Annotated in this window: 21 protein-coding genes; 7 read left to right on the forward strand and 14 right to left on the reverse strand. The window is 62.0% G+C overall.

Going from position 1 to position 25,110, the window contains the following annotated elements; translation table 11 throughout:
• The first annotated feature begins 20 nt into the window (after positions 1-20).
• Positions 21-4,367 carry a DEAD/DEAH box helicase gene (locus PspS04_RS24390; protein ID WP_159998171.1) on the forward strand — a complete coding sequence of 1,449 codons (4,347 nt, stop codon included), beginning with the start codon at positions 21-23 and terminating at the stop codon, positions 4,365-4,367.
• Here PspS04_RS24390 and PspS04_RS24395 read toward each other — a convergent pair.
• Positions 4,364-6,508, reverse strand: coding sequence for a mechanosensitive ion channel family protein (locus PspS04_RS24395; protein WP_159998173.1), 2,145 nt, complete (start codon positions 6,506-6,508; stop codon positions 4,364-4,366). The two genes, PspS04_RS24390 and PspS04_RS24395, sit on opposite strands and share 4 nt — an antisense overlap.
• A 203-nt stretch (positions 6,509-6,711) precedes the next feature.
• Here PspS04_RS24395 and PspS04_RS24400 point away from each other — a divergent pair, with 203 nt between their 5' ends.
• From PspS04_RS24400 to PspS04_RS24410, 3 genes are read left to right on the forward strand one after another with little or no spacing between them, the layout of a single operon-like run.
• Positions 6,712-7,521: an endonuclease/exonuclease/phosphatase family protein gene (locus PspS04_RS24400; protein WP_159998175.1), complete on the forward strand. Its 810-nt coding sequence runs from the start codon at positions 6,712-6,714 to the stop codon at positions 7,519-7,521.
• On the forward strand, positions 7,518-8,825 hold the full coding sequence (clsB, locus tag PspS04_RS24405; protein WP_159998177.1) for a cardiolipin synthase ClsB: 1,308 nt from the start codon (positions 7,518-7,520) through the stop codon (positions 8,823-8,825). The genes PspS04_RS24400 and clsB overlap by 4 nt, the downstream gene beginning before the upstream one ends.
• Positions 8,812-9,798, forward strand: a complete 987-nt coding sequence (locus PspS04_RS24410) for a lysylphosphatidylglycerol synthase domain-containing protein (protein ID WP_095166191.1) — start codon at positions 8,812-8,814, stop codon at positions 9,796-9,798. Before clsB ends, PspS04_RS24410 begins: the two co-directional genes overlap by 14 nt.
• Before the next feature lie 140 nt (positions 9,799-9,938).
• On the opposite strand, the gene PspS04_RS24415 is transcribed toward PspS04_RS24410, so the two are convergent.
• The 3 genes from PspS04_RS24415 to PspS04_RS24425 form a co-directional block, all read right to left on the reverse strand.
• Positions 9,939-10,697, reverse strand: coding sequence for an alpha/beta hydrolase family protein (locus PspS04_RS24415; protein ID WP_159998179.1), 759 nt, complete (start codon positions 10,695-10,697; stop codon positions 9,939-9,941).
• Positions 10,687-11,796 (reverse strand): DUF3182 family protein, encoded by a 1,110-nt coding sequence (locus PspS04_RS24420; protein WP_159998181.1) that lies wholly within the window; start codon positions 11,794-11,796, stop codon positions 10,687-10,689. The genes PspS04_RS24415 and PspS04_RS24420 overlap by 11 nt, the downstream gene beginning before the upstream one ends.
• A gap of 185 nt (positions 11,797-11,981) precedes the next feature.
• Positions 11,982-12,977, reverse strand: coding sequence for a GlxA family transcriptional regulator (locus PspS04_RS24425; RefSeq protein WP_095166185.1), 996 nt, complete (start codon positions 12,975-12,977; stop codon positions 11,982-11,984).
• A gap of 96 nt (positions 12,978-13,073) precedes the next feature.
• Between PspS04_RS24425 and PspS04_RS24430 the strand changes: the two genes are divergently transcribed.
• Positions 13,074-13,628, forward strand: coding sequence for a cysteine hydrolase family protein (locus PspS04_RS24430; RefSeq protein ID WP_159998183.1), 555 nt, complete (start codon positions 13,074-13,076; stop codon positions 13,626-13,628).
• A 36-nt stretch (positions 13,629-13,664) separates the two neighbouring features.
• On the forward strand, positions 13,665-14,489 hold the full coding sequence (locus PspS04_RS24435; protein ID WP_159998185.1) for an alpha/beta fold hydrolase: 825 nt from the start codon (positions 13,665-13,667) through the stop codon (positions 14,487-14,489).
• 90 nt (positions 14,490-14,579) lie between these two features.
• On the opposite strand, the gene PspS04_RS24440 is transcribed toward PspS04_RS24435, so the two are convergent.
• Both PspS04_RS24440 and PspS04_RS24445 read right to left on the reverse strand, forming a co-directional pair.
• Positions 14,580-15,107 carry a single-stranded DNA-binding protein gene (locus tag PspS04_RS24440; RefSeq protein WP_159998187.1) on the reverse strand — a complete coding sequence of 176 codons (528 nt, stop codon included), beginning with the start codon at positions 15,105-15,107 and terminating at the stop codon, positions 14,580-14,582.
• Positions 15,108-15,116: 9 nt separating this feature from the next.
• A complete protein-coding gene (locus PspS04_RS24445) occupies positions 15,117-16,514 on the reverse strand; it encodes an MFS transporter (RefSeq protein WP_095166174.1) in 1,398 nt (465 codons plus the stop codon).
• A gap of 188 nt (positions 16,515-16,702) precedes the next feature.
• Here PspS04_RS24445 and uvrA point away from each other — a divergent pair, with 188 nt between their 5' ends.
• The gene (gene uvrA, locus PspS04_RS24450; RefSeq protein ID WP_095166173.1) at positions 16,703-19,537 is read left to right on the forward strand and encodes an excinuclease ABC subunit UvrA; all 2,835 of its coding nucleotides are present in this window, start codon (positions 16,703-16,705) and stop codon (positions 19,535-19,537) included.
• Between the two features lie 139 nt (positions 19,538-19,676).
• On the opposite strand, the gene bfr is transcribed toward uvrA, so the two are convergent.
• The 8 genes from bfr to rpmJ all read right to left on the reverse strand — a co-directional run bounded on the left by bfr (position 19,677) and on the right by rpmJ (position 25,090).
• A complete protein-coding gene (bfr, locus tag PspS04_RS24455; protein WP_095166171.1) occupies positions 19,677-20,141 on the reverse strand; it encodes a bacterioferritin in 465 nt (154 codons plus the stop codon).
• A 149-nt stretch (positions 20,142-20,290) separates the two neighbouring features.
• Positions 20,291-21,745 (reverse strand): catalase, encoded by a 1,455-nt coding sequence (locus PspS04_RS24460; protein ID WP_159998189.1) that lies wholly within the window; start codon positions 21,743-21,745, stop codon positions 20,291-20,293.
• Between the two features lie 229 nt (positions 21,746-21,974).
• Complete coding sequence (gene rplQ, locus PspS04_RS24465; RefSeq protein WP_017135967.1) at positions 21,975-22,361, reverse strand: 50S ribosomal protein L17; 387 nt, start codon at positions 22,359-22,361, stop codon at positions 21,975-21,977.
• Positions 22,362-22,403: 42 nt separating this feature from the next.
• Complete coding sequence (locus tag PspS04_RS24470) at positions 22,404-23,405, reverse strand: DNA-directed RNA polymerase subunit alpha (protein ID WP_007924176.1); 1,002 nt, start codon at positions 23,403-23,405, stop codon at positions 22,404-22,406.
• 22 nt (positions 23,406-23,427) lie between these two features.
• Positions 23,428-24,048 (reverse strand): 30S ribosomal protein S4, encoded by a 621-nt coding sequence (gene rpsD, locus PspS04_RS24475; protein ID WP_003210056.1) that lies wholly within the window; start codon positions 24,046-24,048, stop codon positions 23,428-23,430.
• Between the two features lie 18 nt (positions 24,049-24,066).
• A complete protein-coding gene (gene rpsK / locus PspS04_RS24480) occupies positions 24,067-24,456 on the reverse strand; it encodes a 30S ribosomal protein S11 (RefSeq protein ID WP_002555466.1) in 390 nt (129 codons plus the stop codon).
• A 30-nt stretch (positions 24,457-24,486) separates the two neighbouring features.
• Positions 24,487-24,843: a 30S ribosomal protein S13 gene (gene rpsM / locus PspS04_RS24485; protein WP_003186020.1), complete on the reverse strand. Its 357-nt coding sequence runs from the start codon at positions 24,841-24,843 to the stop codon at positions 24,487-24,489.
• A 130-nt stretch (positions 24,844-24,973) separates the two neighbouring features.
• Positions 24,974-25,090, reverse strand: coding sequence for a 50S ribosomal protein L36 (gene rpmJ / locus PspS04_RS24490; protein WP_002555468.1), 117 nt, complete (start codon positions 25,088-25,090; stop codon positions 24,974-24,976).
• Between the last annotated feature and the right edge of the window lie 20 nt (positions 25,091-25,110).

Below are 25,110 nucleotides of genomic sequence, written 5' to 3' on the forward strand. Positions count from 1 at the left end.
GCCGTCGCATAACTGAGCCCATGAATCTCCCCGAGTCCGCCAACAGCGTCCTCGACGGCTTTCACCCCGCCGTCAGCGCCTGGTTCAGCAGCACCTTCGCGACGGTCACTGCCGCCCAGGCGCGCGCGTGGCCCTTGATCCGCCAGCGCCGCTCGACCCTGATTGCCGCGCCCACCGGCTCCGGCAAGACCCTCACCGCGTTTCTGGCGGTCATCGACGACCTGGTCCGGCAAGGCCTGGCCCTGGGCGGCGAGTTGCCTGACGAAACCCGGGTGGTCTACGTCTCGCCCCTCAAGGCGCTGTCCAACGACATCCAGCTCAACCTGCAGACCCCGCTGGCCGGCATCACTGCGCAACTGCAACAGCAGGGACTGCCCGAATTGCAGATCAGCACCGCGGTGCGCACCGGCGATACCCCGCAAAAGGAGCGCACGGCGATGCGTAAAAGCGCGCCGCACATTCTGGTGACCACCCCGGAATCGCTCTACGTGCTGCTCGGCTCCGACTCGGGCCGACGAATGCTCGCCAGCACCCGCACGGTGATCGTCGATGAAATCCACGCCATGGCCGCCAGCAAGCGCGGCAGCCACCTGGCCCTGAGCCTGGAGCGCTTGCAGGCGTTGTGCCGCGAGCCGCTGCTGCGCATCGGCCTGTCTGCCACGCAAAAGCCCATCGACGCGGTGTCGCGGTTCCTGGTGGGCACTGGACGCCCCTGTGACATCGTCGACATCGGCCACGCCCGCCCCCGGGACCTGGACATCGAAGTGCCGCCCGTGCCGTTGTCGGCAGTGATGGCCAACGATGTCTGGGAGCTGGTCTATGAGCGCATCGCCACCCTCGCCCGCGAGCACCGCACCACCCTGGTCTTCGTCAACACCCGGCGCCTGGCCGAACGCTTGAGCCGCCACCTCAGCGAACGCCTGGGCAAGCACGCGGTGGCCGCGCACCACGGCAGCCTGGCCAAGGAGTTTCGCCTGGATGCCGAGCAACGACTCAAGCGCGGCGAGCTGCAGGTGCTGATCGCCACTGCGTCGCTGGAACTGGGGATCGACATCGGCGACGTCGAACTGGTCTGCCAGATCGCCTCGCCGCGTTCGATTGCCGGGTTCCTGCAACGGGTCGGCCGCTCCGGGCACCAGGTTGGCGGCACGCCCAAGGGGCGCCTGTTCGCCACCACCCGCGACGACCTGATCGAATGCGCCGCCCTGCTCGACTGCGTGCGCCGAGGCGAGCTCGATAGCCTGCTGATCCCCGTCGCGCCGCTGGACGTACTCGCCCAGCAGATCATCGCCGAAGTCAGTTGCCAGGAATGGCCGGAGCAGGCGCTGTTCGACACCCTGCGCCGCGCCTCGCCCTACGCCGCGCTGGACCAGGCGCATTACCAGGCCGTGCTGAAGATGCTTGCCGAAGGCTACAACGGCCGCCAAGGCATCCGCAGTGCGTACCTGCACCGCGACGCCGTCAGCGGTTCCTTGCGCGGCCGCCGCGGGGCCCGGCTGACCGCCGTGACCAGCGGCGGGACGATTCCCGACAACGCCGACTACAGCGTGTTGCTGGAGCCCCAGGGGCTGAACATCGGCAGCGTCAACGAAGACTTCGCGGTGGAGAGTATCGCCGGCGATGTCTTCCAATTGGGCAACAGCTCCTACCGGATCCTGCGGGTCGAAACCGGCAAGGTGCGGGTCGAGGACGCCCAGGGCCAGCCGCCCACCATCCCGTTCTGGCTGGGCGAAGCACCGGGGCGCAGCGCCGAGTTGTCCTACGCCGTGGCGCGCCTGCACGCCCAGCTCGACCAACTGCTGGGCGCCACGCCCGGCGACTTGCAACCGAGCCTGGCCTGGCTGACCGCGACCCTTGGCCTGAACCTGGCCTGCGCCGAACAACTGGTGGACTACCTGGCCCCCGCGCGCCTGGCCCTCGGCGCCCTGCCGTCCCAGGACACGCTGCTGATGGAGCGCTTTTTCGATGAGTCCGGCGGCACCCAACTGATCATCCACACGCCCTTCGGCAGCCGCATCAACCGCGCCTGGGGCCTGGCCTTGCGCAAGCGCTTCTGCCGCACCTTCAACTTCGAATTGCAGGCCGCCGCCAGCGAGGACGCCATCGTCCTGTCGCTGTCCACCAGCCACAGTTTTGAACTGCAGGACGTCTGGCGTTACCTGCACAGCAACAGCGCCGAGCAGATCCTCGTCCAGGCAGTGCTCGACGCCCCGCTGTTCGGCGTGCGCTGGCGCTGGAATGCCGGCGTGGCCCTGGCGCTGCCGCGCTACAGCGGTGGCCGCAAGGTGGCGCCGCAGATCCAGCGGATGAAAAGTGAAGACTTGATCGCCAGCGTGTTTCCCGACCAGATCGCCTGCCTGGAAAACCTCGCCGGTGAACGGGAAATTCCCGATCACCCACTGGTAGAGCAAACCCTCGACGACTGCCTGCACGAAGCCATGGACTGCAACGGCTGGCTGGCCTTGTTGCGGCGCATGGAGCAGGGCGAACTGCGGTTGATCAGTCGCGACCTGCCCGCCCCTTCGCCCCTGGCGGCGGAAATCCTCAACGCCCGACCCTACACTTTTCTTGACGATGCGCCTCTGGAGGAACGTCGCACGCAAGCGGTGCTCAGCCGCCGCTGGAGCGATCCGCAGGCGACCGATGACCTCGGCGCCCTGGACCCGCAAGCGATCGAGTCGGTGCGCGAAGAGGCCTGGCCGCAACCCGCCAGCGTCGATGAAATGCATGAGGCGCTGATGAGCCTGGGAGCCATCACTGACAACGAGGTGCAGCAGAACGATCGATGGCTGCCGTGGCTACGGGAGCTGGCCGAGCAAGGCCGCGCCAGCCGCCTGGCCATCGATGCCGAACATGGCCTGTGGCTGGCGCTGGAGCGCCTGAGCTGCCTGCAAGGAGTTTATCCACAGGCGCTGCTGCAACCGCCGCTCCATCCGCTACCCGGCTTTGACCAGCTGTGGGCACCTGATGAGGCGCTGGTGGAGCTGCTCCGCGCCCGGCTCAGCGCCTTCGGCCCACTGCCCCTGAGTGAGATTGCCGCCGCCCTGGGGCTGATGCCGCTGTTGGTCGAGCAAGGCCTGGCCCAACTGGAGCGCGACGGTTACGTATTGCGTGGGCGCTTCAGCCCAGGCGCGACGCAGGAACAGTGGTGCGAGCGGCATTTACTGGCGCGGATCCATCGCTACACGGTCAAGCGCCTGCGCCGGGAAATCGAACCGGTGGCCCTGCAGGACTTCATGCGATTTCTGTTTGACTGGCAGCACCTGTCCGCGACAACCCAAGGCCAGGGTAACGCCATGTTGTCGGTGATCGTCGCGCAGTTCGAAGGCTACCCGGCGGCGGCTTCGGCCTGGGACAGTGATCTGTTGCCGGCGCGACTCAAAGGCTACTCGGCCACCTGGCTGGATGAACTGTGCCGCAGCGGCAAGCTGGTCTGGACGCGCTTGAGTGCGCGCCACAAGACCGCCAGCGTGGCCCTGCGCAGCACACCGATCGTGTTGTTGCCCAGGGCGCAAGCGGCACTCTGGAGCAGCTTGACCGAACAGGCACAGGTCGAGGATTTGTCGCCCAAGACCCAGAAAGTCCATCAGGCCCTGAGCCAACACGGCGCGCTGTTTTTTGATGAGTTGCTGCACGAGGCGCACCTGCTGCGCAGTGAACTGGAGATCGCCTTGCAGGAGTTGGTCGGCGCCGGCCTGGTGAATGCCGACAGCTTCGCCGGCCTGCGCGCACTGATCACCCCGGCGAGCAAACGCCAGGCCCGCAGCAGCCGACGCGGGCGCGGGCCCCTGGTCGGTGGGATGGACGATGCCGGACGCTGGGCCCTGCTGCGTCGCACAGCCGCCCCCGTCAGCGATGCCCCGCGCGGCACACCCGCAGGCACCCTTGAACACATCGCCATGATCTTGCTGCGCCGCTACGGCGTGGTGTTCTGGCGCTTGCTTTCGCGCGAAGCGGACTGGCTGCCCAGTTGGCGGGAATTGCTGCGCACCTTTCATCGCCTGGAGGCACGCGGGGAGATCCGCGGCGGACGTTTTGTCAGTGGCCTGGCCGGCGAGCAGTTCGCCCTGCCCGAAGCCATCCCGCTGCTGCGCGAAGTGCGCCGCCGCCCCCATGACGGCAGCCTGGTCAGCGTCTGTGGGGTTGATCCGCTGAACCTGGTCGGCACCTTGCTGCCGGGGCAGAAAGTCCCGGCCCTGGCCAGCAATCGACTGGTGTACCGCGACGGCTTGCCGGCGGCGGCCGAGATCGCCGGCGTGCAGCATTTCTGGCTGCAACTGGACCCGCAACAACGCAGCGCGCTGCAGCAGAAGCTGACCCAGTACCGGCTCGCGCCAGTCGCCGACCCTGGTCTGCCGAGCGCTTAAGAACTGTGGCTCGGATTGGGCATCAGCAGCGCTGAGTTGTCCTTGGCGGCGACCGCCTCCTCATGCTTGTCTTCGGGTCGGTCCAGGTGTCGCTCGTGCAGCAGCACCTGCTGTGGATAAGTCTGCGCGAAATGCACCCATGGGCTGTTATCCACAAGCTTTTTCAAGCGCAGGTTGAACGCCCGGTTCACCGCATATTGGCCGCCGGAGACCGTGCGAAACTGCGCCGTCAGGATCACCCCGTTGAGGTCCATCTTGTCGACCCCGAACACTTCCAGCGGGCCTTGCAGGTTGTACTTGAGGAACGGGTCTTCGCTGATCGAACGGCCCGCGTCGCGGATCAGCGCGATGGCCTGGTCGACATCGGTGTCGTAGGTGAACTGCACCGAGAAAAACGCAAAGGCGAATTGCCGCGACTGGTTGGTGACCGCCTTGATCTGGCCGAATGGCACCGAATGCACGAAGCCCTTGCCGTCGCGCAGGCGCAGGGTCCGGATGGTCAGGCCCTCCACCGTGCCGGCATGCCCCGAGTCGAGCACCACCCAGTCGCCGATCGACAGGGTGTCTTCGATGATGATGAACAGCCCGGTGATCACATCCTGTACCAGTTGCTGCGAACCAAAACCGATCGCCAGCCCCACCACCCCGGCACCGGCCAGGAACGGTGCGACGTTGATCCCAAGGTTGGCCATGGTGGTGATTGCGCAGATCACCACCAGGATGATTTTCATCGCGTTGCGCAGCAGCGGCAGGATGGTTTTGATCCGGGTACTGGGCTGGCGCGCATTGCGCTTGTTGACCGGCGGCTTCAAGGCTTCCTGAATGGCCGTGTCGAGTACCACCCACACCAGCCAGGTCACCAGGAAGATCAGGCCGATGCGGCTCAACGAATCGCTGATCGCCCGGCCAATCGCGTTGCTGACCGCGAACTCGAACAACGATACGCCCCAGATCCGCCCCAGGATGTCGATGAAGGCGATGGCCATGACAATCCGCAGCAAGGCGTGGGACAGGCTCAGGAAACGCTCCTTGTAGGCACCGCTGCGCTGCACCGCGAGCGCGCTGCGGGACTTGAACAGGTGTTGCAGCATGGTGCTGATAAACACCGTGGCAATCAGCAGCAACGTGGTGAACAAGGCACAGCGCAGGACCTTTTGATTGTCATCGCCGATGCCGATCAGGTTGATCAGCGACACCAGCACCATCAACAGGATCGGCCAGTACCAGACCCCGGAAAAGATCCGCAGGGTCTCGCGCAATGCCGGTTGTTTCTGGCGCTGGGCCAGCGGCAGGATGCGGATCAACTGACCCACCGGCCTGCGCAGGCGAATCACCAGCAGGCCGAAGATGATCGACGCCGACATACCGGTGAACACCGCGATACTGCTGGTCAGGTTGTCCCCCAGGCGATTGGCGATCTGCGAGCTGGTCAAGGCGTCGCTCAGGGCCACCAGAAAACCCATGGCGAACAACGGCCGCGGGCTGTTCTGCAGCAGGATGCGCACTGCCTGGCGCTTATGCCCGACGTTGAACAGCACCACCAGCGACAGCAACAGCGAGGCGACAAAGATCCCGGCGCTGGTGGCGTAGGCCAGGCTCAAGGCGAGTGCGCGGCCTGCCGATGCGGGCAGGAAATGACTGAGGTAGAGGGTCAGGGGCAAGCTGATCAAGGCGGGCAGCGTGTAGGGCAGCAGGTAACCGAGCAACGCCTGGCCACGCTCCCGGGTGAGCAACAGGCGATGCCGTGCCAGGCGTCGGGCCAGCAGGCCACCGAGTAACCAGAGCAGCGCAAACACCCCGCCCCATACCACGCTCAGCAGGAGGAAATCGCCGACCACGCTCCAACTCGAACGCGGCGAAGGCTGATTGACCAGTTGGTCCACCTCATCCACCGCGCGGTCCGCGCGCAGGCGCCAGGCTTGTACCAGGTGCTCGTTAAGATCGAGCTTTTCCTGGACATCGTCGATGCTCGAACTGATGGCGCCCAGCAGGCCGCCCTGCACCAGCGGTTCGGGTTTGGACGCTGCGGCCGGCTCTTTACCGGTAACCGCCGCAATGGCCGGTAGCGCATTCGCCTGCAAGGCAGGACTGGCGCAACACAACAGTAGCGCGAGCCAGATCGCGGTTTTGATTGGAGACAAAACGCGGTGCTCCTTTTTGACCAGGTGATGTGTGCAGAAGATCGCAGCCTTGAGCGATCGCTACAAGCGTAGATCGGCAAAACCCCATGAAGGTTTCACTGCCCAGGCGTTTGACCGCCTGTAACGCCGTCGAAACTTTCCGCCCTGGCCCACAGTCATCAACAAACAGGGGGCAGCCCGACGATCATCAGGCGGGATCACACATGGCGGCGTTTGACATCAGCGGCGAGCAGGCCGAGCAACCCGATGCAGCGAGTGCAAGCCGCACCGCGGTACGCCGTTTTACCGTGCTCACGGTCAATACCCACAAGGGCTTCGCCGCCCTCAATCGGCGCTTCATCCTGCCCGAACTGCGTGAAGCGGTGCGCAGTGTCGGCGCCGACGTGGTGTTCCTGCAGGAAGTGCACGGCGCCCATGAGCACCATCCCCGGCGCTACAGCAACTGGCCCAGCATGCCCCAGTACGAATTCCTCGCCGACAGCCTCTGGCCGCAGTTCGCCTATGGGCGCAACGCGGTGTATCCGGCAGGCGACCACGGCAACGCCCTGCTGTCGAAATTCCAGATCATCCGTCACGACAACCTCGACGTCTCCATCAGCGGCCATGAAAGCCGTGGCGTGCTGCATTGCGTGTTACGCCTGCCCGGTGACGGCCAGCAGGTGCATGCCATGTGCGTGCACCTGGGCTTGCATCAGGCCCATCGCGATGAACAACTGCAACTGCTGATCAAGCGCCTGCAAGAGTTGCCAGCCGACGCCAGGGTGATAGTCGCCGGCGACTTCAATGACTGGCGCCAGCGCGCCGACGATCTGCTCAATCCGTTGGGCCTGCGCGAGGTGTTTCGCGAGCACCATGGTCAGCCGGCGCGCAGTTTCCCGGCCCGCCTGCCCCTCCTGCGCCTGGACCGCATCTACGTGCGCAACCTCAAGGCCCATCGCCCGCAGGTGCTGGCGGCGCGGCCCTGGTCGCACCTTTCCGATCACGTTCCGCTGTCGGTGGAGATTGAGCTATGAGCAGCGCCCCGCTGGAAAAAAACCTGCTCGAACCCCAGGCCTCCGCCGCCGAATCGGTCACAGCCAGACGCGCCCTCGTCGACCTCGACTATGGCTGGCACGGCAACAACTGCGTGGTCTTGCTGGAAAATGGCGAGGCCTACTTTCCCAAGGTGTTCGAGGCTCTGCGCCAGGCCAAGAGCGAAATTCTGCTGGAGACCTTCATTCTGTTCGAGGACAAGGTCGGCAGCGAGCTGCAGCAGATCCTGATCGAGGCGGCGCAGCGCGGGGTGCGTGTCACCGTCAGCCTCGATGGTTTTGGTTGCGGCGAACTGGCCAGCGAATTCCTCCTGGCGATGTGTGATGCCGGCGTGCACTTGCAGATGTTCGACCCGGCCCCACGGCGCCTGGGCATCCGTACCAACTGGTTCCGCCGCCTGCATCGCAAGATCGTGGTGGTGGACGGCAGCATCGCCTTTGTCGGCGGCATCAACTTCAGCGCCGATCACCTGGCCGACTTCGGCCCCCAGGCCAAGCAGGATTATGCGGTGCAGGTAGAGGGGCCGGCGGTGGTCGACATCCATCACTTCGCCCTGCTGCAAAGCGGCCGCCATGCCCGGGCGCGCTCTGGCTGGCTGCGGCGCAAGCACCGGCGCAGCGAGCTGGCGTTCAGCGATCACGATGGCCAGGTGCGCCTGGTCTACCGCGACAACCGCGACCACCCCCGGGACATCGAAGACGTGTACTTGCAGGTGCTGCGCAGCGCCCAACGCCGGGTGATCATCGCCAACGCCTACTTTTTCCCCGGCTACCGCCTGCTGCGCGAAATTCGCAACGCCGCCCGCCGAGGGGTCGAGGTGCGGCTGATCCTGCAGGGGCAACCGGACATGCTGGTGGCCAAGCTGGCGGCCCGCCTGACCTATGACTACCTGCAGCAAACGGGGGTGAAGATCTATGAGTACTGCGACCGCCCACTGCACGGCAAAGTCGCCTTGGTGGATGAGGACTGGAGCACGGTCGGATCGAGCAACCTCGACCCCTTGAGCCTGTCGTTGAACCTGGAAGCCAACGTGCTGATTCGCGACCGGGCATTCAACCGCGAGCTGTGCGAGCGCCTCGACGAACTGAGCGACCATCACTGTAAGGTCATGCCGGCCAACCAGCGCCCCCGGGGATTGCTGTGGCGCATGACCATTGGCTTCCTGGTGTTCCACTGCCTGCGGCACTTCCCCGCCTGGGCCGGTTGGCTGCCGGCGCACAAACCGCGCCTGCAGCCTTTCACGCCAGCAACTCAGGTGCAGGATGACGCCCATGAATCGCGCTGAAAGCCAAGACGCCCCCGCCGTTGCCGAGCATCCGCCGTCCCGTTGGCGGCGCCTGAAAAAGCCGCTGACGGCGCTGTTTTTCCTGCTGCTGATTGTGTTGTTCACCCTGCTCGCCCACCGCATCGATTGGAGCGAAGTGTTCGACACCCTGCAGGACTTCAAAGTGCGGACCCTGATCATCGCCTCGACGATTACCGTGCTGAGTTTTCTCACCTATGCCTGCTTCGACCTGATCGGCCGCACCTACATCGGGCAAAACCTGACATGGCGACAAATCCTGCCGGTGGGGGTGATCAGCTACGCGTTCAACCTCAACCTGAGTGCCTGGGTCGGCGGTATCGCCATGCGTTATCGCCTGTATTCGCGACTGGGGGTCAGCAAGGGCAACATCGCCAAGATCCTCGGCCTGAGCCTGGCCACCAATTGGTTTGGCTACATGCTGGTGGCCGGGGCGATCTTCAGCAGTGGCCTGGTGCACATGCCACCGGGCTGGAAGCTCAGCAGCGCGGCCTTGCAGGGCGTGGGCCTGCTGTTGCTGCTGGTGAGTGCCGGCTACCTGGCGGCGTGCCGCTTTTCCAGCCGTCGTGAATGGTCGATTCGTGGGGTTGAGATCAACCTGCCGTCACTGCGCATGGCGATGCTGCAACTGGCTCTGGGAGCATTGAACTGGTCGCTGATGGCGGCGGTGATTTTTACTTTGCTGCCGAGCAAACTCGACTATCCGCTGGTGCTTGGGGTGCTGTTGATCAGTGCCATCGCCGGGGTAATCACCCATATTCCGGCCGGGCTTGGGGTACTGGAGGCGGTGTTTGTCGCCCTGCTGCAACACCAGGCCTCTCGCGGCAGCCTGGTCGCCGGATTGCTGGCCTATCGGGCGATCTACTTCCTGTTGCCGCTGTTGATCACCGTGGCCATGTACCTGGTGGTGGAAGCCAAGGCCAAGGCGCTGCGGATCGAGAAAAAACCCTCCTGAACGCCCACTTACACTGTAGGAGCGAGCGCCCGCTTGCGGCCTGCTCGCGATGGTCGCCAACGATGAAGTGCCAAGCCTGATTCCCCGCGGTGTCCTTGCGGGCATCGCGAGCAGGCTCGCTCCCACCCCAAAAACGCCTGTCAGCTGGACTGGATGATGCTCAACCGCTCACCCACCACCATCTCGGTAATCCAGCCCACCAGGATCGAGGTGTAGGCCTGTTGCGCCACGGGCTCGCTGAGGGCGTGATCGGCGCCATCGATGATGCGGTGGGTCAGGGAGTGGGTCTGCTGGCACGCCGCGCGGTAACTCATGATGGTGGCATGGGGTACGTAATCATCGGTTTGCGACTCCACCAGCAACACATCGCCGGTGAATTGCGCGCAGGCATACAGGGCCCGATTGCTGTCGGCATGCACCAGGGTGCTGCGGTAATCGAGCAGGTCTTGCTTGTCGAGATCGCGCTTGGGGGTGTGCCATAGCTCGTCGCGGTACAGCGCGGGCACCCGTAATGCCAGCCAGCGCACGGGGCGCAAGGTGGTGAGGATCGCCGCCAGGTAGCCACCGTAACTGGTGCCCACTACCGCCACCGCTGAAGTATCGATGGCCGGGTGGGCCAGCAGGCGGTCATAGGCGGCCAGGAGGTCCTTGAGGTTATCTTCGCGGGTCACTCGGCTCAGTGGGATGCCCGTACCGCCGGTGTGTCCACGCAAGTCGAAGGTCAGGCACACGCAGCCCAGGCCGGCAATGCCCTTGGCCCGCTCCAGGTCGCGCTCCTGGCTGCCGCCCCAGCCGTGTACGAACAACACACCGGGGACCTTGGATTTGGGACTCAGGAAGGTCGCGCTCATGTGTTCGTCGTCGATCTCGATTTCAATGGTTTCGCTTCTAGCCGTCATAGGGTTTGACCGTCACATACTTGAGGAGAAAATCACTGTTTTCTGCCGGGCCGCGGTACACCTCGATGGCCCCGGCCGGCAAGGGCTGGTCCTGGTAAGTCTCCACCGACGACACGCGAATCGCCGGCAAACCCGGCTGGTTGAGGAAACTCTGCACCGCCGCCACCTCCGCACTGCTGGCCCCGCCCATGCGCCACGACTGCTCAAGCACGCCGCTGCAGCGCTGCCCCCGGGCATCGAGGCCCTGGGCGATGTCGTAATTGCGCCGCGAGGCATAAAAGCCCGGGTAAGCCTCGTCCGCCGCGACGTCGAACACCTGAGCCTGTTCAATGGCCAGGCGCACGTCGTCGGCCAATGGCAACTTGAGCAGGTCGGCGTAATAGCCCTGGACCACCAACAAGTCCGAACCGCCATAGACTTTTTCGCCTAGACCGTCTTCGGTCAGGTATTGCTCGCCGCAGTAACTGAGTACGGTGTCAGCAATGAAACTCTGGCCGACGCTGTGGGTGACGACCTTCTTGAGGTCCTGCTCCAGCACCACGCCACTGGCGAACAAGTCGGCAGCGTCGGCACGGCCGAGGACCTGCCGGAACGCTGCGAGGCTGCTGATCACTTCCTGGCCGCGTCCGGCACATGCGTGTATCGGTTTCAGGCGCAGCGGACCACGCTCGAGCAGTTGCTCGGCCGCTGGCAGGGCGTCCTCGAGGGAAAACACACTGATGCCCTCCAGCACCACCTGGCGCACTCGCTCCGCAAACAAAGGGGCCCAGCCTTCGGGCGCCTTGGCCTGCCTGTTCAATAGACCATGGGTGATAGCTTTGGTGCAGATGAACGAGTGGTCGACGTAGCCGCCCCACAGATCGTCCGGCCCTTTGACTCCCAACTGACGGGCCGCCGCACCTCCGACCAGGGTCTGGGTGGGCAGCAGGTACAGGTCGCGCCCGGCATGGGTGTCCGCGTCGTAACTGCCGCCATATGGCCAGCCGAGAATCTGCGCCAGCCACTGCGCCAGCGCCCGGTTGGTCTCGACCTCGTGCTGCGGCGCCTGGGGCCGCACGGAATGGGCCACCACCAGTTTGTTGCGATTAGTCGGGGTCATGCGTCCCCCTGCCATCTGCGCTTGATGAATGTAGCTCAGGGCGGTGCAGGGATCAGGCCAACCCTGGCTATTGGCGGATGTGCGGTCGATTCGCGTGCTGTGGGGGGCACGGCTGGCAACTGGCTTGTCTTATTCTGCACGACCAGCGCCAACGCTCCGGCATTTTGCACGATCGATCCACGCTGTTACCGCGCCAGTACCGCCGTTGGCGACACCCCGAATTTGCTGCGGTAATCGCTGGGCGCCAGCCCGGTGATTTTCCTGAAGGTCGCGCGAAACGCGCTGGGGTCCGTGTAGCCGACGGTCCAGGCGATATGGTCGATGGTGCCGTTGGTGAACTCGAGCATCTCCCGAGCCTTGCCCACCCGCAGGTGCTGACAGTATTCGGTAGGTTTCAAGCCGGTAGACGTGCGGAAGCGGCGCAGGAAAGTCCGCTCCTCCAGGCCCGCCTGCTGGGCCATCACGCTCAACGAGACTTCCACCGCGCCGTTGGCTTGCAGCCAATGCTGGACCTTGAGGATCGCCGCGTCGCCATGGCTGAGGATCGGCGCGAAGTTGCTGCCGCACTGGCTCGCGCTGTCACTGTGTTCGACCACCAGGAACCGCGCCGTGCCGGTGGCAATGCTCGGCCCGAGCAATCGATCCACCAGGCGCAGGCCCAGTTCGGACCAGGCCATCAGGCCGGCGGTGGTGATCAAATCGCCGTCATCGACGATGGGGGTGTCGGCGTTGAGCTTGACCTGGGGATAACGCTCGGCGAACTGCTTGGCCGAGGTCCAGTGAGTGGTAGCGCTACGGCCATCGAGCAGACCGCTTTCGGCCAGCAGAATCGACCCCACGCAGACCCCACCCAAGGTTGCCCCGCTCGCGTGTTGCTGGCGCAACCAACCGATCAGCGGCGCTGACGCCTGCCCTTCGCAAAAACCGCCGATCGACGGCGGAATCAGCAGCGCCACCAAGCCCGCATCGGGACCAGGATGACTGTCGTAGACACGCTGCGGAGCGTGTCCGGGCTCTGCCTGCCAGTGGCTGACCCGCAACCACGGCAACTGCGCGCTCTGGTGCTCGGCGGCAATGCGATTGGCGACGCCAAACAGATCGGTCAAGCCGTGTACTGCTGCCATCTGCGCACCGGGATAGATCAGCACGCCCAACTCGGCGACTGCGCGTTCTACACCCATTGTCAGTTTTCCCCCTTCTATTGTCGGTGCGGCCAATCCTCGTAGCGTCCGTGCACGGCAATACTGGCGCCCACACCCACTCCAGAGGAAACACCCATGGCCAAGCAAGCACTCATCGTAGTCGATATCCAGAATGACTACTTCCCCCAGGGTAAATGGCCGTTGGTCGGCGCCGATGCCGCTGCCGACAACGCGGTAAAACTGCTCCAGGCGTTCCGCGAAGCCGGCCACCCGGTGGTGCACATCCGCCACGAGTTCACTTCCAGTGACGCCCCGTTCTTCACCCCCGGCTCCGATGGCGCCAAGTTGCACCCCAAGGTGCTGAATCGCAGCGACGAGCCGGTGGTACTCAAGCACTTCGTCAACTCGTTCCGCGAAACCGAACTACAGTCAATCCTCGACCAGCAAGGCATCGAGAGCCTGGTGGTGGTCGGCAGCATGAGCCACATGTGCATCGACGGCATCACGCGCGCTGCGGCGGACCTTGGCTACAACGTCACGGTGATCCACGACGCCTGCGCGTCCCGCGACCTGGAATTCAACGGCCAGGTGGTACCCGCCGCCCAGGTGCACGCCGCCTTCATGTCGGCCCTGGGTTTTGCTTACGCCAGCGTGGTGTCCACCGCAGAGTTCCTGGCGGCACAGCCCTAAGCCTCATTCCCTGAGCATTCATTGGAGACGATCGACATGGCTACTCTCACGACTCGCGAAGGCAACACCCTGTACTACAAAGACTGGGGCAGTGGGCAACCGGTAGTTTTCAGCCATGGCTGGCCGCTCTCCAGTGACAGCTGGGAATCACAGATGCTGCACTTTGCCGACAATGGCTTTCGCGCCATCGCCCACGATCGACGTGGGCACGGACGCTCCAGCCAGCCGTGGGACGGCAATGACATGGATCACTACGCCGACGACCTCGCCGAACTGATCGAACAGCTGGACCTGAAGAACGTGATTCTCTTCGGCTTCTCCACCGGCGGCGGTGAAGTCGCCCGCTATATCGGCCGGCACGGCACTCAACGACTGGCCAAGGCCGGGCTGATTTCAGCGGTGCCGCCGCTGATGCTGAAAACCGAGACCAACCCCAAGGGCCTGCCAATCGAAGTCTTCGACGGCATCCGTGCCGGCTCCATCGCCGACCGCTCGCAACTCTACAAGGACGTTGCCGGCGGCCCATTCTTCGGCTTCAACCGCCCCGGCGCCACACCGTCCCAGGGGCTGATCGACGCATTCTGGATGCAAGGCATGATGGGCGGCCATAAAAACACCCTCGACAGCATCAAGGCCTTCTCGGAAACCGACTTTCGCCAGGACCTGAAGAAATTCGACATCCCTACCCTGATCATCCATGGCGACGACGACCAGATCGTGCCGATCCAGGCCGCGGGGCTTGAGAGCAAACGCTTGATCGAACACGCCGAACTGATCGTCTACCCAGGGGCTCCCCATGGGCTGACGGATACGCATAAAGCGCAGGTGAATGCGGATATGTTGCGATTTGCCCAGCGTTAAGCGGCAAGCGAAAGCAAAAAACCCGCGTTTCGTGGACCGAAACGCGGGTTCTTTCAGCTTGCAGCTTGTGGCTTGAAGCTTGTTGCTGCGTTAAAACGGAATATCGTCATCAAAGCTATCGAAGTCTGCAGCCGGCTGCGGTGCGGCCTGTTGCTGTGGCGCTGGACGCGACTCACGCTGTGGCTGTTGCGACGGAGCCGGACGCGGTGCCTGCTGGCGTGGAGCGGCTTGCTGGTAGTTGTTACCGCCGCCCTGGCCTTGCTGGTCGCCCTGTGGACGGCCGCCCAGCAGTTGCATGGTGCCTTGCATGTCGACCACGATTTCGGTGGTGTAACGCTTGATGCCGTCTTTTTCCCACTCGCGGGTCTGCAGCTTGCCTTCGATGTAGACCTGCGAACCTTTACGCAGGTATTCGCCGGCGATCTCTGCAACCTTGCCGAACATCGATACACGGTGCCATTCGGTCTTTTCGACTTTCTGGCCAGTTTGCTTGTCGGTCCATTGTTCGCTGGTCGCCAGACTCAGGTTGGTCACGGCGTTACCGTTAGGCAAGTAGCGAACTTCGGGATCCTGGCCGCAAGTGCCGACCAATATGACTTTGTTAACCCCACGGGCCATAACGTTCTCCTAGGCTTCGCACGCTGTCGGCGCCGGGTTGTTGACCAGGCGCTCGAGGGTGGTGCGATCCAATAGTTCGGTGTCCAATTTGATGTAAATGGCGGCTTCATCAGCCACCACGATGGCATCGGTTACCCCAACGACGGCCAGCAGGCGCTCAACCAGACCGGCTTCGCGGATCGCTTCGGGCGATAACGGCAAGCGCAGGCTCGTCACATAGGGAGGTTCGCGCATGGTAACAGCAAAGGCCAACCAGAGGGCAGCCAGACCTGCGCATCCGAGGAACACAACCGACAGACCGCCATGCTGGTACATCCAGCCGCCCATGATGCCACCCAGTGCCGAGCCGAGGAACTGGCTGGTGGAGTAGACCCCCATGGCCGTGCCCTTGCCGCCTGCCGGTGAAACCTTGCTGATCAACGACGGCAAGGAGGCTTCCAGCAGATTGAACGCGGTGAAGAACACCACCGTACCAATCACCAGGGCCCGCAAGCTGTCGCCGAACTGCCAGAAGAATAGCTCAGTGAGCATCAGCGTCGCGACGGCACCGAGTAAAACTCGTTTCATTTTGCGTTTCTTCTCGCCGTAGATGATGAACGGAATCATGGCGAAGAACGAAATCAGTAGCGCGGTCAGGTACACCCACCAATGCTGTTCCTTGGGCAGCCCGGCTTTTTCCACCAGCGCCAGCGGCAAGGCGACGAAGCTCGACATCAACATCGCGTGCAACACAAAAATCCCCAGGTCCAGGCGCAGCAGGTCCGGGTGCTTGAGGGTCGGCAACAAGGCCTGGCGGGCGACCCCGGACTCACGGTGCTGCAAGGGGCCCGTGGAGCGCGGCACCATGAACATCACGATGACGATCCCCAGCAATGCCATGCCGCCGGTCGCCAGGAACAGCCCGGACAGGCCGAAGGCACGGGTCAGCAGTGGCCCGACCACCATGGCCACGGCGAACGACAGGCCGATGGTCATGCCGATCATGGCCATGGCCTTGGTGCGGTGCTGTTCGCGGGTCAGGTCGGACAACAAGGCCATGACCGCTGCGGAAATCGCCCCGGCGCCCTGCAGGATGCGTCCGGCGATCACGCCCCAGATCGAGTCGGCGTTGGCCGCCAGCACGCTGCCCAGGGCAAAGACGATCAAACCCAGGTAAATCACCGGGCGCCGCCCGATGCGATCGGAAATGATCCCGAAGGGAATCTGGAATACCGCCTGGGTCAGGCCGTAGGCGCCAATCGCCAGGCCGATCAGGGCCGGGGTCGCGCCTGCCAGGTCCATGCCGTAGGTCGCCAGTACCGGCAACACCATGAACATGCCAAGCATACGGAACGCGAACACCAGGGCCAGACCGCTCGCTGCGCGGGTCTCGCTACCACTCATGCGTTCGCTGTGGGGATCGTGCATGGAATTACCTCATGTGAACCGGCGGCGATTCTATCAGTCCCATCGGTTGACGGGGTATAGGGCGACGCTTTGCCGCGCACGGATGACAGAGTCTTCATGTAAGGCACCATCGTGCACATTTGATAGTGTGCATCCATCCAGTATTTGGCCTTATACTCCTACGTTTACGCCCGCCGAGCGAGGCCACCTTGGACAAGATCCTGATTCGTGGGGCTCGAACCCACAACCTGAAGAATATCGACCTGACCCTGCCACGGGACAAACTGATCGTCATCACCGGCTTGTCCGGGTCCGGCAAGTCGTCCCTGGCCTTTGACACCTTGTATGCCGAGGGTCAGCGGCGTTATGTCGAGTCGCTGTCGGCCTATGCCCGGCAGTTCCTGTCGATGATGGAAAAGCCCGACGTCGACACGATTGAAGGCCTGTCACCGGCCATCTCCATCGAGCAGAAGTCGACCTCCCACAACCCGCGCTCGACGGTTGGCACCATTACCGAAATCTACGACTACCTGCGCCTGCTTTACGCTCGCGTAGGTATTCCGCGTTGCCCGGATCACGACATCCCCCTGGAAGCCCAGACCGTCAGCCAGATGGTCGACCTGGTGCTGGCCCAGCCTGAGGGCAGCAAGCTGATGCTGCTGGCCCCGGTGATCCGTGAGCGCAAGGGCGAACACCTGTCGGTCTTCGAAGAACTGCGGGCCCAGGGTTTCGTCCGTGCCCGGGTCAACGGCAAGCTGTGCGAGCTGGATGAGCTGCCGAAGCTGGATAAACAGAAGAAGCACTCGATCGATGTGGTGGTCGACCGCTTCAAGGTTCGCGAGGACCTGCAGCAGCGCCTGGCCGAGTCGTTCGAGACCGCCCTGAAGCTGGCCGACGGCATCGCGCTGGTCGCACCGATGGACGATGAGCCGGGTGAGGAGATGATTTTCTCCGCACGTTTTGCCTGCCCGATCTGCGGCCACGCCATCAGTGAACTGGAACCCAAGCTGTTCTCCTTCAACAATCCGGCGGGCGCTTGCCCGACCTGCGACGGTCTGGGGGTCAAACAGTTCTTCGACATCAAGCGCCTGGTCAACGGCGAACTGACCCTGGCCGAGGGCGCGATTCGCGGCTGGGACCGGCGCAACGTCTATTACTTCCAGATGCTCGGCTCCCTGGCCGCCCATTATGGGTTTAGCCTGGAAGTGCCGTTCAACCAGCTGCCAGCCGACCAGCAGAAAGTCATCCTGCATGGCAGCGGCAGCCAGAACGTCGATTTCAAATACCTCAACGACCGGGGCGACATCGTCAAGCGTTCGCACCCGTTCGAAGGCATCGTGCCGAACCTCGATCGCCGCTACCGCGAAACCGAGTCTGCTTCGGTGCGCGAAGAGCTGGCCAAGTTCCTCAGCACCCAGCCCTGCCCGGATTGCCGCGGCACCCGCCTGCGCCGTGAAGCGCGGCACGTGTGGGTCGGCGAGAAAACCCTGCCGGCGGTGACCAACCTGCCGATCGGCGATGCGTGCGACTACTTCGGCACCCTGAAACTGACGGGGCGGCGCGGCGAAATCGCCGACAAGATTCTCAAGGAAATCCGCGAACGCCTGCAGTTCCTGGTCAACGTCGGCCTCGACTACCTGTCCCTGGACCGCAGTGCCGACACTCTGTCCGGCGGTGAGGCGCAGCGCATTCGCCTGGCCAGCCAGATCGGCGCCGGCCTGGTGGGCGTACTGTACATCCTCGACGAGCCGTCCATTGGCCTGCACCAGCGGGACAACGACCGACTGCTGGGCACCCTCAAGCATTTGCGCGACATCGGCAACACGGTGATCGTGGTCGAGCACGACGAGGACGCCATTCGCCTCGCCGACTACGTGGTAGACATCGGCCCCGGCGCTGGCGTGCATGGCGGGCATATCGTCGCCGAAGGCACACCGGCCGAAGTCATGGCCCACCCGGATTCGCTGACCGGCAAATACCTGTCGGGCCGGGTGAAGATCGCCGTTCCCGCCAAACGCACGCCACGCAACAAGAAGCTTGCACTGCACCTCAAAGGTGCCCGCGGCAACAACTTGCGCAATGTCGACCTGGAAATCCCCCTGGGCCTGCTGACCTGTGTGACCGGCGTGTCCGGCTCAGGCAAGTCGACACTGATCAACAACACCCTGTTCCCCCTGAGCGCCACCGCGCTCAATGGTGCGACGACCCTGGAAGCCGCAGCCCACGACAGCATCAAGGGCCTTGAGCTGTTGGACAAGGTGGTCGACATCGACCAGAGCCCGATCGGTCGTACGCCGCGCTCCAACCCGGCAACCTACACCGGGCTGTTCACGCCGATTCGTGAGCTGTTCGCAGGCGTCCCGGAGTCGCGCTCACGGGGCTATGGCCCGGGTCGTTTCTCGTTCAACGTCAAGGGTGGACGCTGTGAGGCCTGCCAGGGCGACGGCCTGATCAAGGTCGAGATGCACTTCCTGCCGGATATCTATGTCCCGTGCGACGTGTGCAAGAGCAAGCGCTACAACCGCGAGACCCTGGAGATCAAGTACAAGGGCAAGAGCATCCACGAAACCTTGGAAATGACCATCGAGGAAGCCCGGGTGTTCTTCGACGCGGTACCGGCCCTGGCGCGCAAGCTGCAGACGCTGATGGATGTCGGCCTGTCGTACATCAAGCTCGGGCAATCGGCGACCACCCTGTCGGGCGGTGAAGCACAGCGGGTCAAGTTGTCCCGCGAGTTGTCCAAGCGCGACACCGGCAAGACCCTGTATATCCTCGATGAGCCGACCACCGGCCTGCACTTCGCGGACATCCAGCAATTGCTCGACGTGTTGCACCGCCTGCGCGACCACGGCAACACCGTAGTGGTGATCGAGCACAACCTGGACGTGATCAAGACCGCCGATTGGCTGGTGGACCTGGGGCCGGAAGGCGGCTCCAAGGGCGGTCAGATCATCGCCGTGGGTACGCCTGAGGAAGTGGCCGAGATGAAGCAGTCGCACACTGGCTTCTACCTCAAGCCACTGCTGGAACGCGACCGGGCCTGACACCGTCACATGAAAAAGCCCCTGTCACGTTATCGGTGACAGGGGCTTTTTTGTGTCTTGCGTCTGTAGGAGCGAAGCGTGCTGGTGATGGCGTTTCAAGGACGCCATCGCCGGCACACCGTGCGCCTACAAAGCAGAATCAGAACTGCGATTGCAGGTAGTTTTCCAGACCGATCAACTTGATCAGGCCCAACTGCTTTTCCAGCCAGTAGGTGTGATCTTCTTCGGTATCGGCCAATTGGATACGCAGCATGTCACGACTGATGTAGTCCTTGTGCTGCTCACACAGCTCGATGCCTTTGCACAGTGCGGCACGCACCTTGTACTCCAGGCGCAGGTCGGCGGCGAGCATGTCCGGCACGGTAGTCCCGACGTCGAGGTCGTCCGGGCGCATGCGCGGCGTACCTTCCAGCATCAGGATCCGGCGCATCAGCGCATCGGCGTGCCCGGCTTCTTCTTCCATCTCGTGATTGATGCGCTCGTAGAGCTCGGTAAAGCCCCAGTCCTCATACATCCGCGAATGGATGAAATATTGATCACGCGCTGCCAGTTCGCCCGTGAGCAACGTGTTGAGGTAATCGATTACGTCCGGGTGACCTTGCATCGCCCTACATCTCCCTGCTTGAAAGTCTGTAGTTTGAACCAAGGCGCCCGTTTGGTCACTCGATTCGCGAGATAAAAGCGAAGATATTCTGAGAAAAGTGGTTTAAATAACGCAAAAACCGCCCAATTGAGGGCGGTTCTGCTTCTCGTTTAGACTTCGTTAAGCTGTACACCCAACGCCGTTGCGATTCCTTCTCCGTACGCCGGATCGGCCTTGAAGAAGTGCTGCAGTTGACGGTCGACCACATCACCGGAAACCCCGGCCATGGCGCCAGCAATGTTGCTGACCAACAGGGCTTTCTGTTCAGCGCTCATCAAGCGAAACAGCGCACCGGCATGGCTGTAGTAGTCGGTATCTTCGCGATGATCGTAACGATCAGCCGCTCCACTCAACGCCAGTGGCGGCTCAGCGAAGTGCGGGGCCTGCTTTGGCGACTCCACGTAGCTGTTCGGCTCGTAGTTGGGCGCCGCGCCGCCATTGCTGCCAAATGCCATGGAACCATCGCGCTGATAGCTGTTGACCGGGCTGCGTGGTGCGTTCACCGGCAGTTGCTGGTGATTGGTGCCCACACGGTAGCGGTGCGCATCGGCGTAGGCGAACACCCGGCCTTGCAGCATGCGGTCCGGCGACAGGCCGACACCCGGAACCATGTTGCTCGGGCCAAACGCAGCCTGCTCGACTTCGGCGAAGTAGTTCAGCGGGTTACGGTTGAGTTCCAACTCGCCGACTTCAATCAACGGAAACTCTTTCTGCGACCAGGTCTTGGTCACGTCGAACGGGTTCTCGTAATGCGCCGCTGCCTGGGCTTCGCTCATGATCTGGATGCACACGCGCCATTTCGGGAAATCACCGCGCTCGATGGCGCCGAACAGGTCGCGCTGGGCGTAGTCCGGGTCAGTCCCGGCCAGACGCGCAGCTTCGGCCGGCGCCAGGTTCTTGATGCCCTGCAGGGTCTTGTAGTGCCATTTCACCCAATGCCGCTCACCGCTGGCACTGATCAGGCTGTAGGTATGGCTACCAAAGCCGTGCATGTGACGGTAGCCATCAGGAATGCCACGGTCGGAGAACAGGATAGTCACCTGGTGCAGCGCCTCAGGGGAGTGCGACCAGAAGTCCCACATCATCTGCGCGCTTTTCAGATTGCTTTGCGGCAGACGTTTTTGGGTGTGGATGAAATCCGGAAACTTCAGCGGATCACGAATGAAGAACACCGGCGTGTTGTTACCGACGATGTCCCAGTTGCCTTCTTCGGTGTAGAACTTCAAAGCGAAACCACGAGGATCGCGTTCGGTGTCCGCCGAGCCGCGCTCACCGCCGACAGTGGAGAACCGCAGGAAGGTCGGGGTTTGCTTGCCGACGGCGGCAAACAGCTTGGCGCTGGTGTACTGGGTGATATCGCGAGTGACGGTGAAGGTACCGTAAGCACCCGAGCCCTTGGCATGCACGCGGCGCTCAGGGATATTTTCACGGTTGAAGTGGGCGAGCTTCTCGATCAGGTGAAAATCGTCGAGCAGCAGCGGGCCGCGTGGACCGGCGGAACGGGAATTCTGGTTATCTGCGACGGGAGCGCCACTGGCGGTAGTCAGCGTTTTATTCTGGCTCATGCACAATCTTCCTCTTCAGTCTTGGAAACTGCCGGCTAATCGGCTGAGAAGGAGTATTGACCAGGAACATGACACCATCAAATTCATTAATTGATCAGCATCAATAGAAATTAACTAATTGAAAGCAGCCCCGGATAGACGGAGATAACGCGGTCCGTCGCGACGGTACTTTTCCAGCGCGCACAAAAAACCGGGCACTAGGCCCGGTTCTTCGTTACAGCTTGTCGTCTTACTCGGCGCTTACAGCTTCGCCGGCAGTAGCACGATCAACCAACTCGACGTACGCCATAGGCGCGTTGTCGCCAGTGCGGAAGCCGCACTTGAGGATGCGCAGGTAGCCACCCTCACGGGTAGCGTAACGCTTGCCCAGGTCGTTGAAGAGCTTACCAACGATAGCTTTCGAACGAGTACGGTCGAAAACCAAACGGCGGTTAGCCAGGCTGTCTGTCTTGGCCAAAGTGATCAGCGGCTCAGCAACGCGACGCAGTTCTTTGGCTTTTGGCAGTGTAGTTTTGATCAGCTCGTGCTCGAACAGCGACACCGCCATGTTTTGAAACATGGCCTTGCGGTGCGAGCTGGTGCGGCTCAGGTGACGACCACTTTTACGATGACGCATGGTTCATTCCTTACCAAACACAACGTTCGGTGATTACGACGATCAGGCAGTCGCCTTGTCGTCCTTCTTAAGACTTGCAGGCGGCCAGTTGTCGAGGCGCATGCCGAGGGACAGACCGCGGGAGGCCAGAACGTCCTTGATTTCAGTCAAGGATTTCTTGCCCAGGTTCGGAGTCTTCAACAGCTCTACTTCGGTACGCTGAATCAGGTCACCGATGTAGTAGATGTTTTCCGCCTTAAGGCAGTTAGCCGAACGTACAGTCAGTTCCAGATCGTCAACCGGGCGAAGCAGGATCGGATCGATCTCGTCTTCTTGCTCGATTACCACTGGCTCGCTGTCGCCTTTGAGGTCCACGAACGCAGCCAACTGCTGTTGCAGGATGGTTGCAGCGCGACGGATAGCCTCTTCAGGGTCCAGAGTACCGTTGGTTTCCAGATCAATAACCAGCTTGTCCAGGTTAGTACGCTGCTCGACACGGGCGTTTTCCACCACGTATGCGATACGGCGAACCGGGCTGAACGAAGAGTCAAGCTGCAAGCGACCAATGCTGCGGCTTTCGTCTTCATCGCTCTGACGCGAGTCGGCCGGTTCATAACCACGACCACGAGCTACTACTAGCTTCATGTTCAGGGCGCCGTTAGACGCCAGGTTAGCGATTACGTGATCGGGATTAACGATCTCGACATCATGATCCAGCTGAATATCGGCAGCGGTAACCACCCCCGAACCCTTCTTCGACAAGGTCAGCGTAACTTCGTCACGGCCGTGCAGCTTGATAGCCAGACCTTTAAGGTTCAACAGGATTTCAATTACGTCTTCCTGTACACCTTCGATGGCGCTGTACTCGTGGAGCACACCGTCAATCTCGGCCTCGACTACTGCACAGCCGGGCATTGAGGACAACAGGATGCGGCGCAGCGCGTTGCCCAGGGTGTGGCCAAAACCACGCTCGAGAGGCTCGAGAGTGATCTTGGCGCGGGTTGGACTGACAACCTGCACATCAATATGGCGGGGTGTCAGGAACTCATTTACCGAAATCTGCATGGATGCACCTATTTTCTAGCCCTTACTTGGAGTAGAGCTCGACAATCAGGCTTTCGTTGATGTCGGCGGACAGATCACTGCGAGCTGGAACGTTCTTGAAAACGCCCGACTTCTTCTCAGTGTCTACTTCTACCCATTCTACGCGGCCACGTTGGGCACACAGATCGAGAGCTTGGACAATGCGAAGTTGGTTCTTTGCTTTCTCGCGAATCGCGACCACGTCACCAGCACGAACCTGGTACGACGGCACGTTTACGGTCTGACCGTTAACGCTTACGGATTTGTGCGATACCAGCTGACGGGATTCGGCACGAGTCGAACCAAAGCCCATACGGTATACAACGTTGTCCAGACGGCATTCGAGCAGTTGCAGCAGGTTTTCACCGGTTGCACCTTTCTTGCCAGCAGCTTCTTTGTAGTAGCCGCTGAACTGACGCTCGAGAACGCCGTAGATACGACGGACCTTCTGCTTTTCACGCAGTTGGGTGCCGTAGTCGGACTGGCGACCGCGGCGTTGGCCGTGGATACCAGGTGCTGCTTCAATGTTGCACTTCGATTCGATCGCGCGCACGCCGCTCTTCAGGAAGAGATCGGTGCCTTCGCGACGAGCGAGTTTGCATTTTGGACCAATGTAACGAGCCATTCTTTACAATCTCCTGGATTACACGCGGCGCTTCTTCGGCGGACGGCACCCGTTGTGCGGGATTGGCGTCACGTCGGTGATGCTGGCGATCTTATAGCCACAGCCGTTCAAAGCACGGACAGCGGACTCACGACCTGGACCTGGGCCCTTGACGTTAACGTCGAGGTTTTTCAGGCCATATTCCAGCGCAGCTTGACCAGCACGTTCAGCAGCTACTTGAGCAGCGAACGGGGTGGACTTGCGGGAACCGCGGAAACCCGAACCACCGGAGGTAGCCCAAGAAAGCGCGTTACCTTGACGGTCGGTGATGGTCACGATTGTGTTGTTAAAAGATGCATGGATGTGGGCGATGCCATCAACCACTGTCTTTTTAACTTTTTTACGAGGACGAGCAGCAGGTTTTGCCATGATAATTTTCCTGTCGATTCGCTGGGGCGATTACTTGCGGATCGGCTTACGCGGACCTTTACGGGTACGCGCGTTGGTCTTGGTACGCTGACCGCGTACTGGCAGACCACGACGATGACGCAGACCGCGATAGCAACCGAGGTCCATCAAGCGCTTGATTTTCATGTTGATTTCGCGACGCAGATCACCTTCAGTGGTGAACTTCGCCACTTCGCCACGCAGCTGTTCAATTTGCTCGTCGCTCAGATCTTTGATCTTTGCTGCTGGGTTTACCCCAGTCACTGCACAGATCTTCTGCGCAGTAGTGCGACCAACACCATAGATGTAGGTCAGCGAGATAACAGTATGCTTGTTATCTGGAATGTTGACGCCTGCAATACGGGCCATTCAGTGGGACTCCAATTGACAGCTACCTACGCCCCGGAAGCCAAGAAATAGGGCGCGAGATAATATCGCTGTAATAACAAATAATCAACCCGGCAGCGCACTAGCTGCCGGGCTTGAAGCACAATCACACTCAGCCTTGGCGCTGTTTGTGACGCGGTTCCGCGCTGCAAATTACTCGAACAACACCTTCGCGGCGAATAATCTTGCAGTTACGGCACAGCTTTTTCACCGATGCACGAACTTTCATCACCAACTCCTCGAACCTTA

Origin of the sequence: Pseudomonas sp. S04, from assembly GCF_009834545.1 — a bacterium.
Taxonomy (GTDB): domain Bacteria; phylum Pseudomonadota; class Gammaproteobacteria; order Pseudomonadales; family Pseudomonadaceae; genus Aquipseudomonas.

Coding starts and splice junctions, on each gene's coding strand:
- PspS04_RS24390 (WP_159998171.1), top strand. CDS start 21: ATGAATCTCCCCGAGTCCGCCAACAGCGTCCTCGACGGCTTTCACCCC.
- PspS04_RS24400 (WP_159998175.1), top strand. CDS start 6,712: ATGGCGGCGTTTGACATCAGCGGCGAGCAGGCCGAGCAACCCGATGCA.
- clsB (WP_159998177.1), top strand. CDS start 7,518: ATGAGCAGCGCCCCGCTGGAAAAAAACCTGCTCGAACCCCAGGCCTCC.
- PspS04_RS24410 (WP_095166191.1), top strand. CDS start 8,812: ATGAATCGCGCTGAAAGCCAAGACGCCCCCGCCGTTGCCGAGCATCCG.
- PspS04_RS24415 (WP_159998179.1), bottom strand. CDS start 10,697: ATGACGGCTAGAAGCGAAACCATTGAAATCGAGATCGACGACGAACAC.
- PspS04_RS24420 (WP_159998181.1), bottom strand. CDS start 11,796: ATGACCCCGACTAATCGCAACAAACTGGTGGTGGCCCATTCCGTGCGG.
- PspS04_RS24425 (WP_095166185.1), bottom strand. CDS start 12,977: ATGGGTGTAGAACGCGCAGTCGCCGAGTTGGGCGTGCTGATCTATCCC.
- PspS04_RS24430 (WP_159998183.1), top strand. CDS start 13,074: ATGGCCAAGCAAGCACTCATCGTAGTCGATATCCAGAATGACTACTTC.
- PspS04_RS24435 (WP_159998185.1), top strand. CDS start 13,665: ATGGCTACTCTCACGACTCGCGAAGGCAACACCCTGTACTACAAAGAC.
- PspS04_RS24440 (WP_159998187.1), bottom strand. CDS start 15,107: ATGGCCCGTGGGGTTAACAAAGTCATATTGGTCGGCACTTGCGGCCAG.
- PspS04_RS24445 (WP_095166174.1), bottom strand. CDS start 16,514: ATGCACGATCCCCACAGCGAACGCATGAGTGGTAGCGAGACCCGCGCA.
- bfr (WP_095166171.1), bottom strand. CDS start 20,141: ATGCAAGGTCACCCGGACGTAATCGATTACCTCAACACGTTGCTCACG.
- PspS04_RS24460 (WP_159998189.1), bottom strand. CDS start 21,745: ATGAGCCAGAATAAAACGCTGACTACCGCCAGTGGCGCTCCCGTCGCA.
- rplQ (WP_017135967.1), bottom strand. CDS start 22,361: ATGCGTCATCGTAAAAGTGGTCGTCACCTGAGCCGCACCAGCTCGCAC.
- PspS04_RS24470 (WP_007924176.1), bottom strand. CDS start 23,405: ATGCAGATTTCGGTAAATGAGTTCCTGACACCCCGCCATATTGATGTG.
- rpsD (WP_003210056.1), bottom strand. CDS start 24,048: ATGGCTCGTTACATTGGTCCAAAATGCAAACTCGCTCGTCGCGAAGGC.
- rpsK (WP_002555466.1), bottom strand. CDS start 24,456: ATGGCAAAACCTGCTGCTCGTCCTCGTAAAAAAGTTAAAAAGACAGTG.
- rpsM (WP_003186020.1), bottom strand. CDS start 24,843: ATGGCCCGTATTGCAGGCGTCAACATTCCAGATAACAAGCATACTGTT.
- rpmJ (WP_002555468.1), bottom strand. CDS start 25,090: ATGAAAGTTCGTGCATCGGTGAAAAAGCTGTGCCGTAACTGCAAGATT.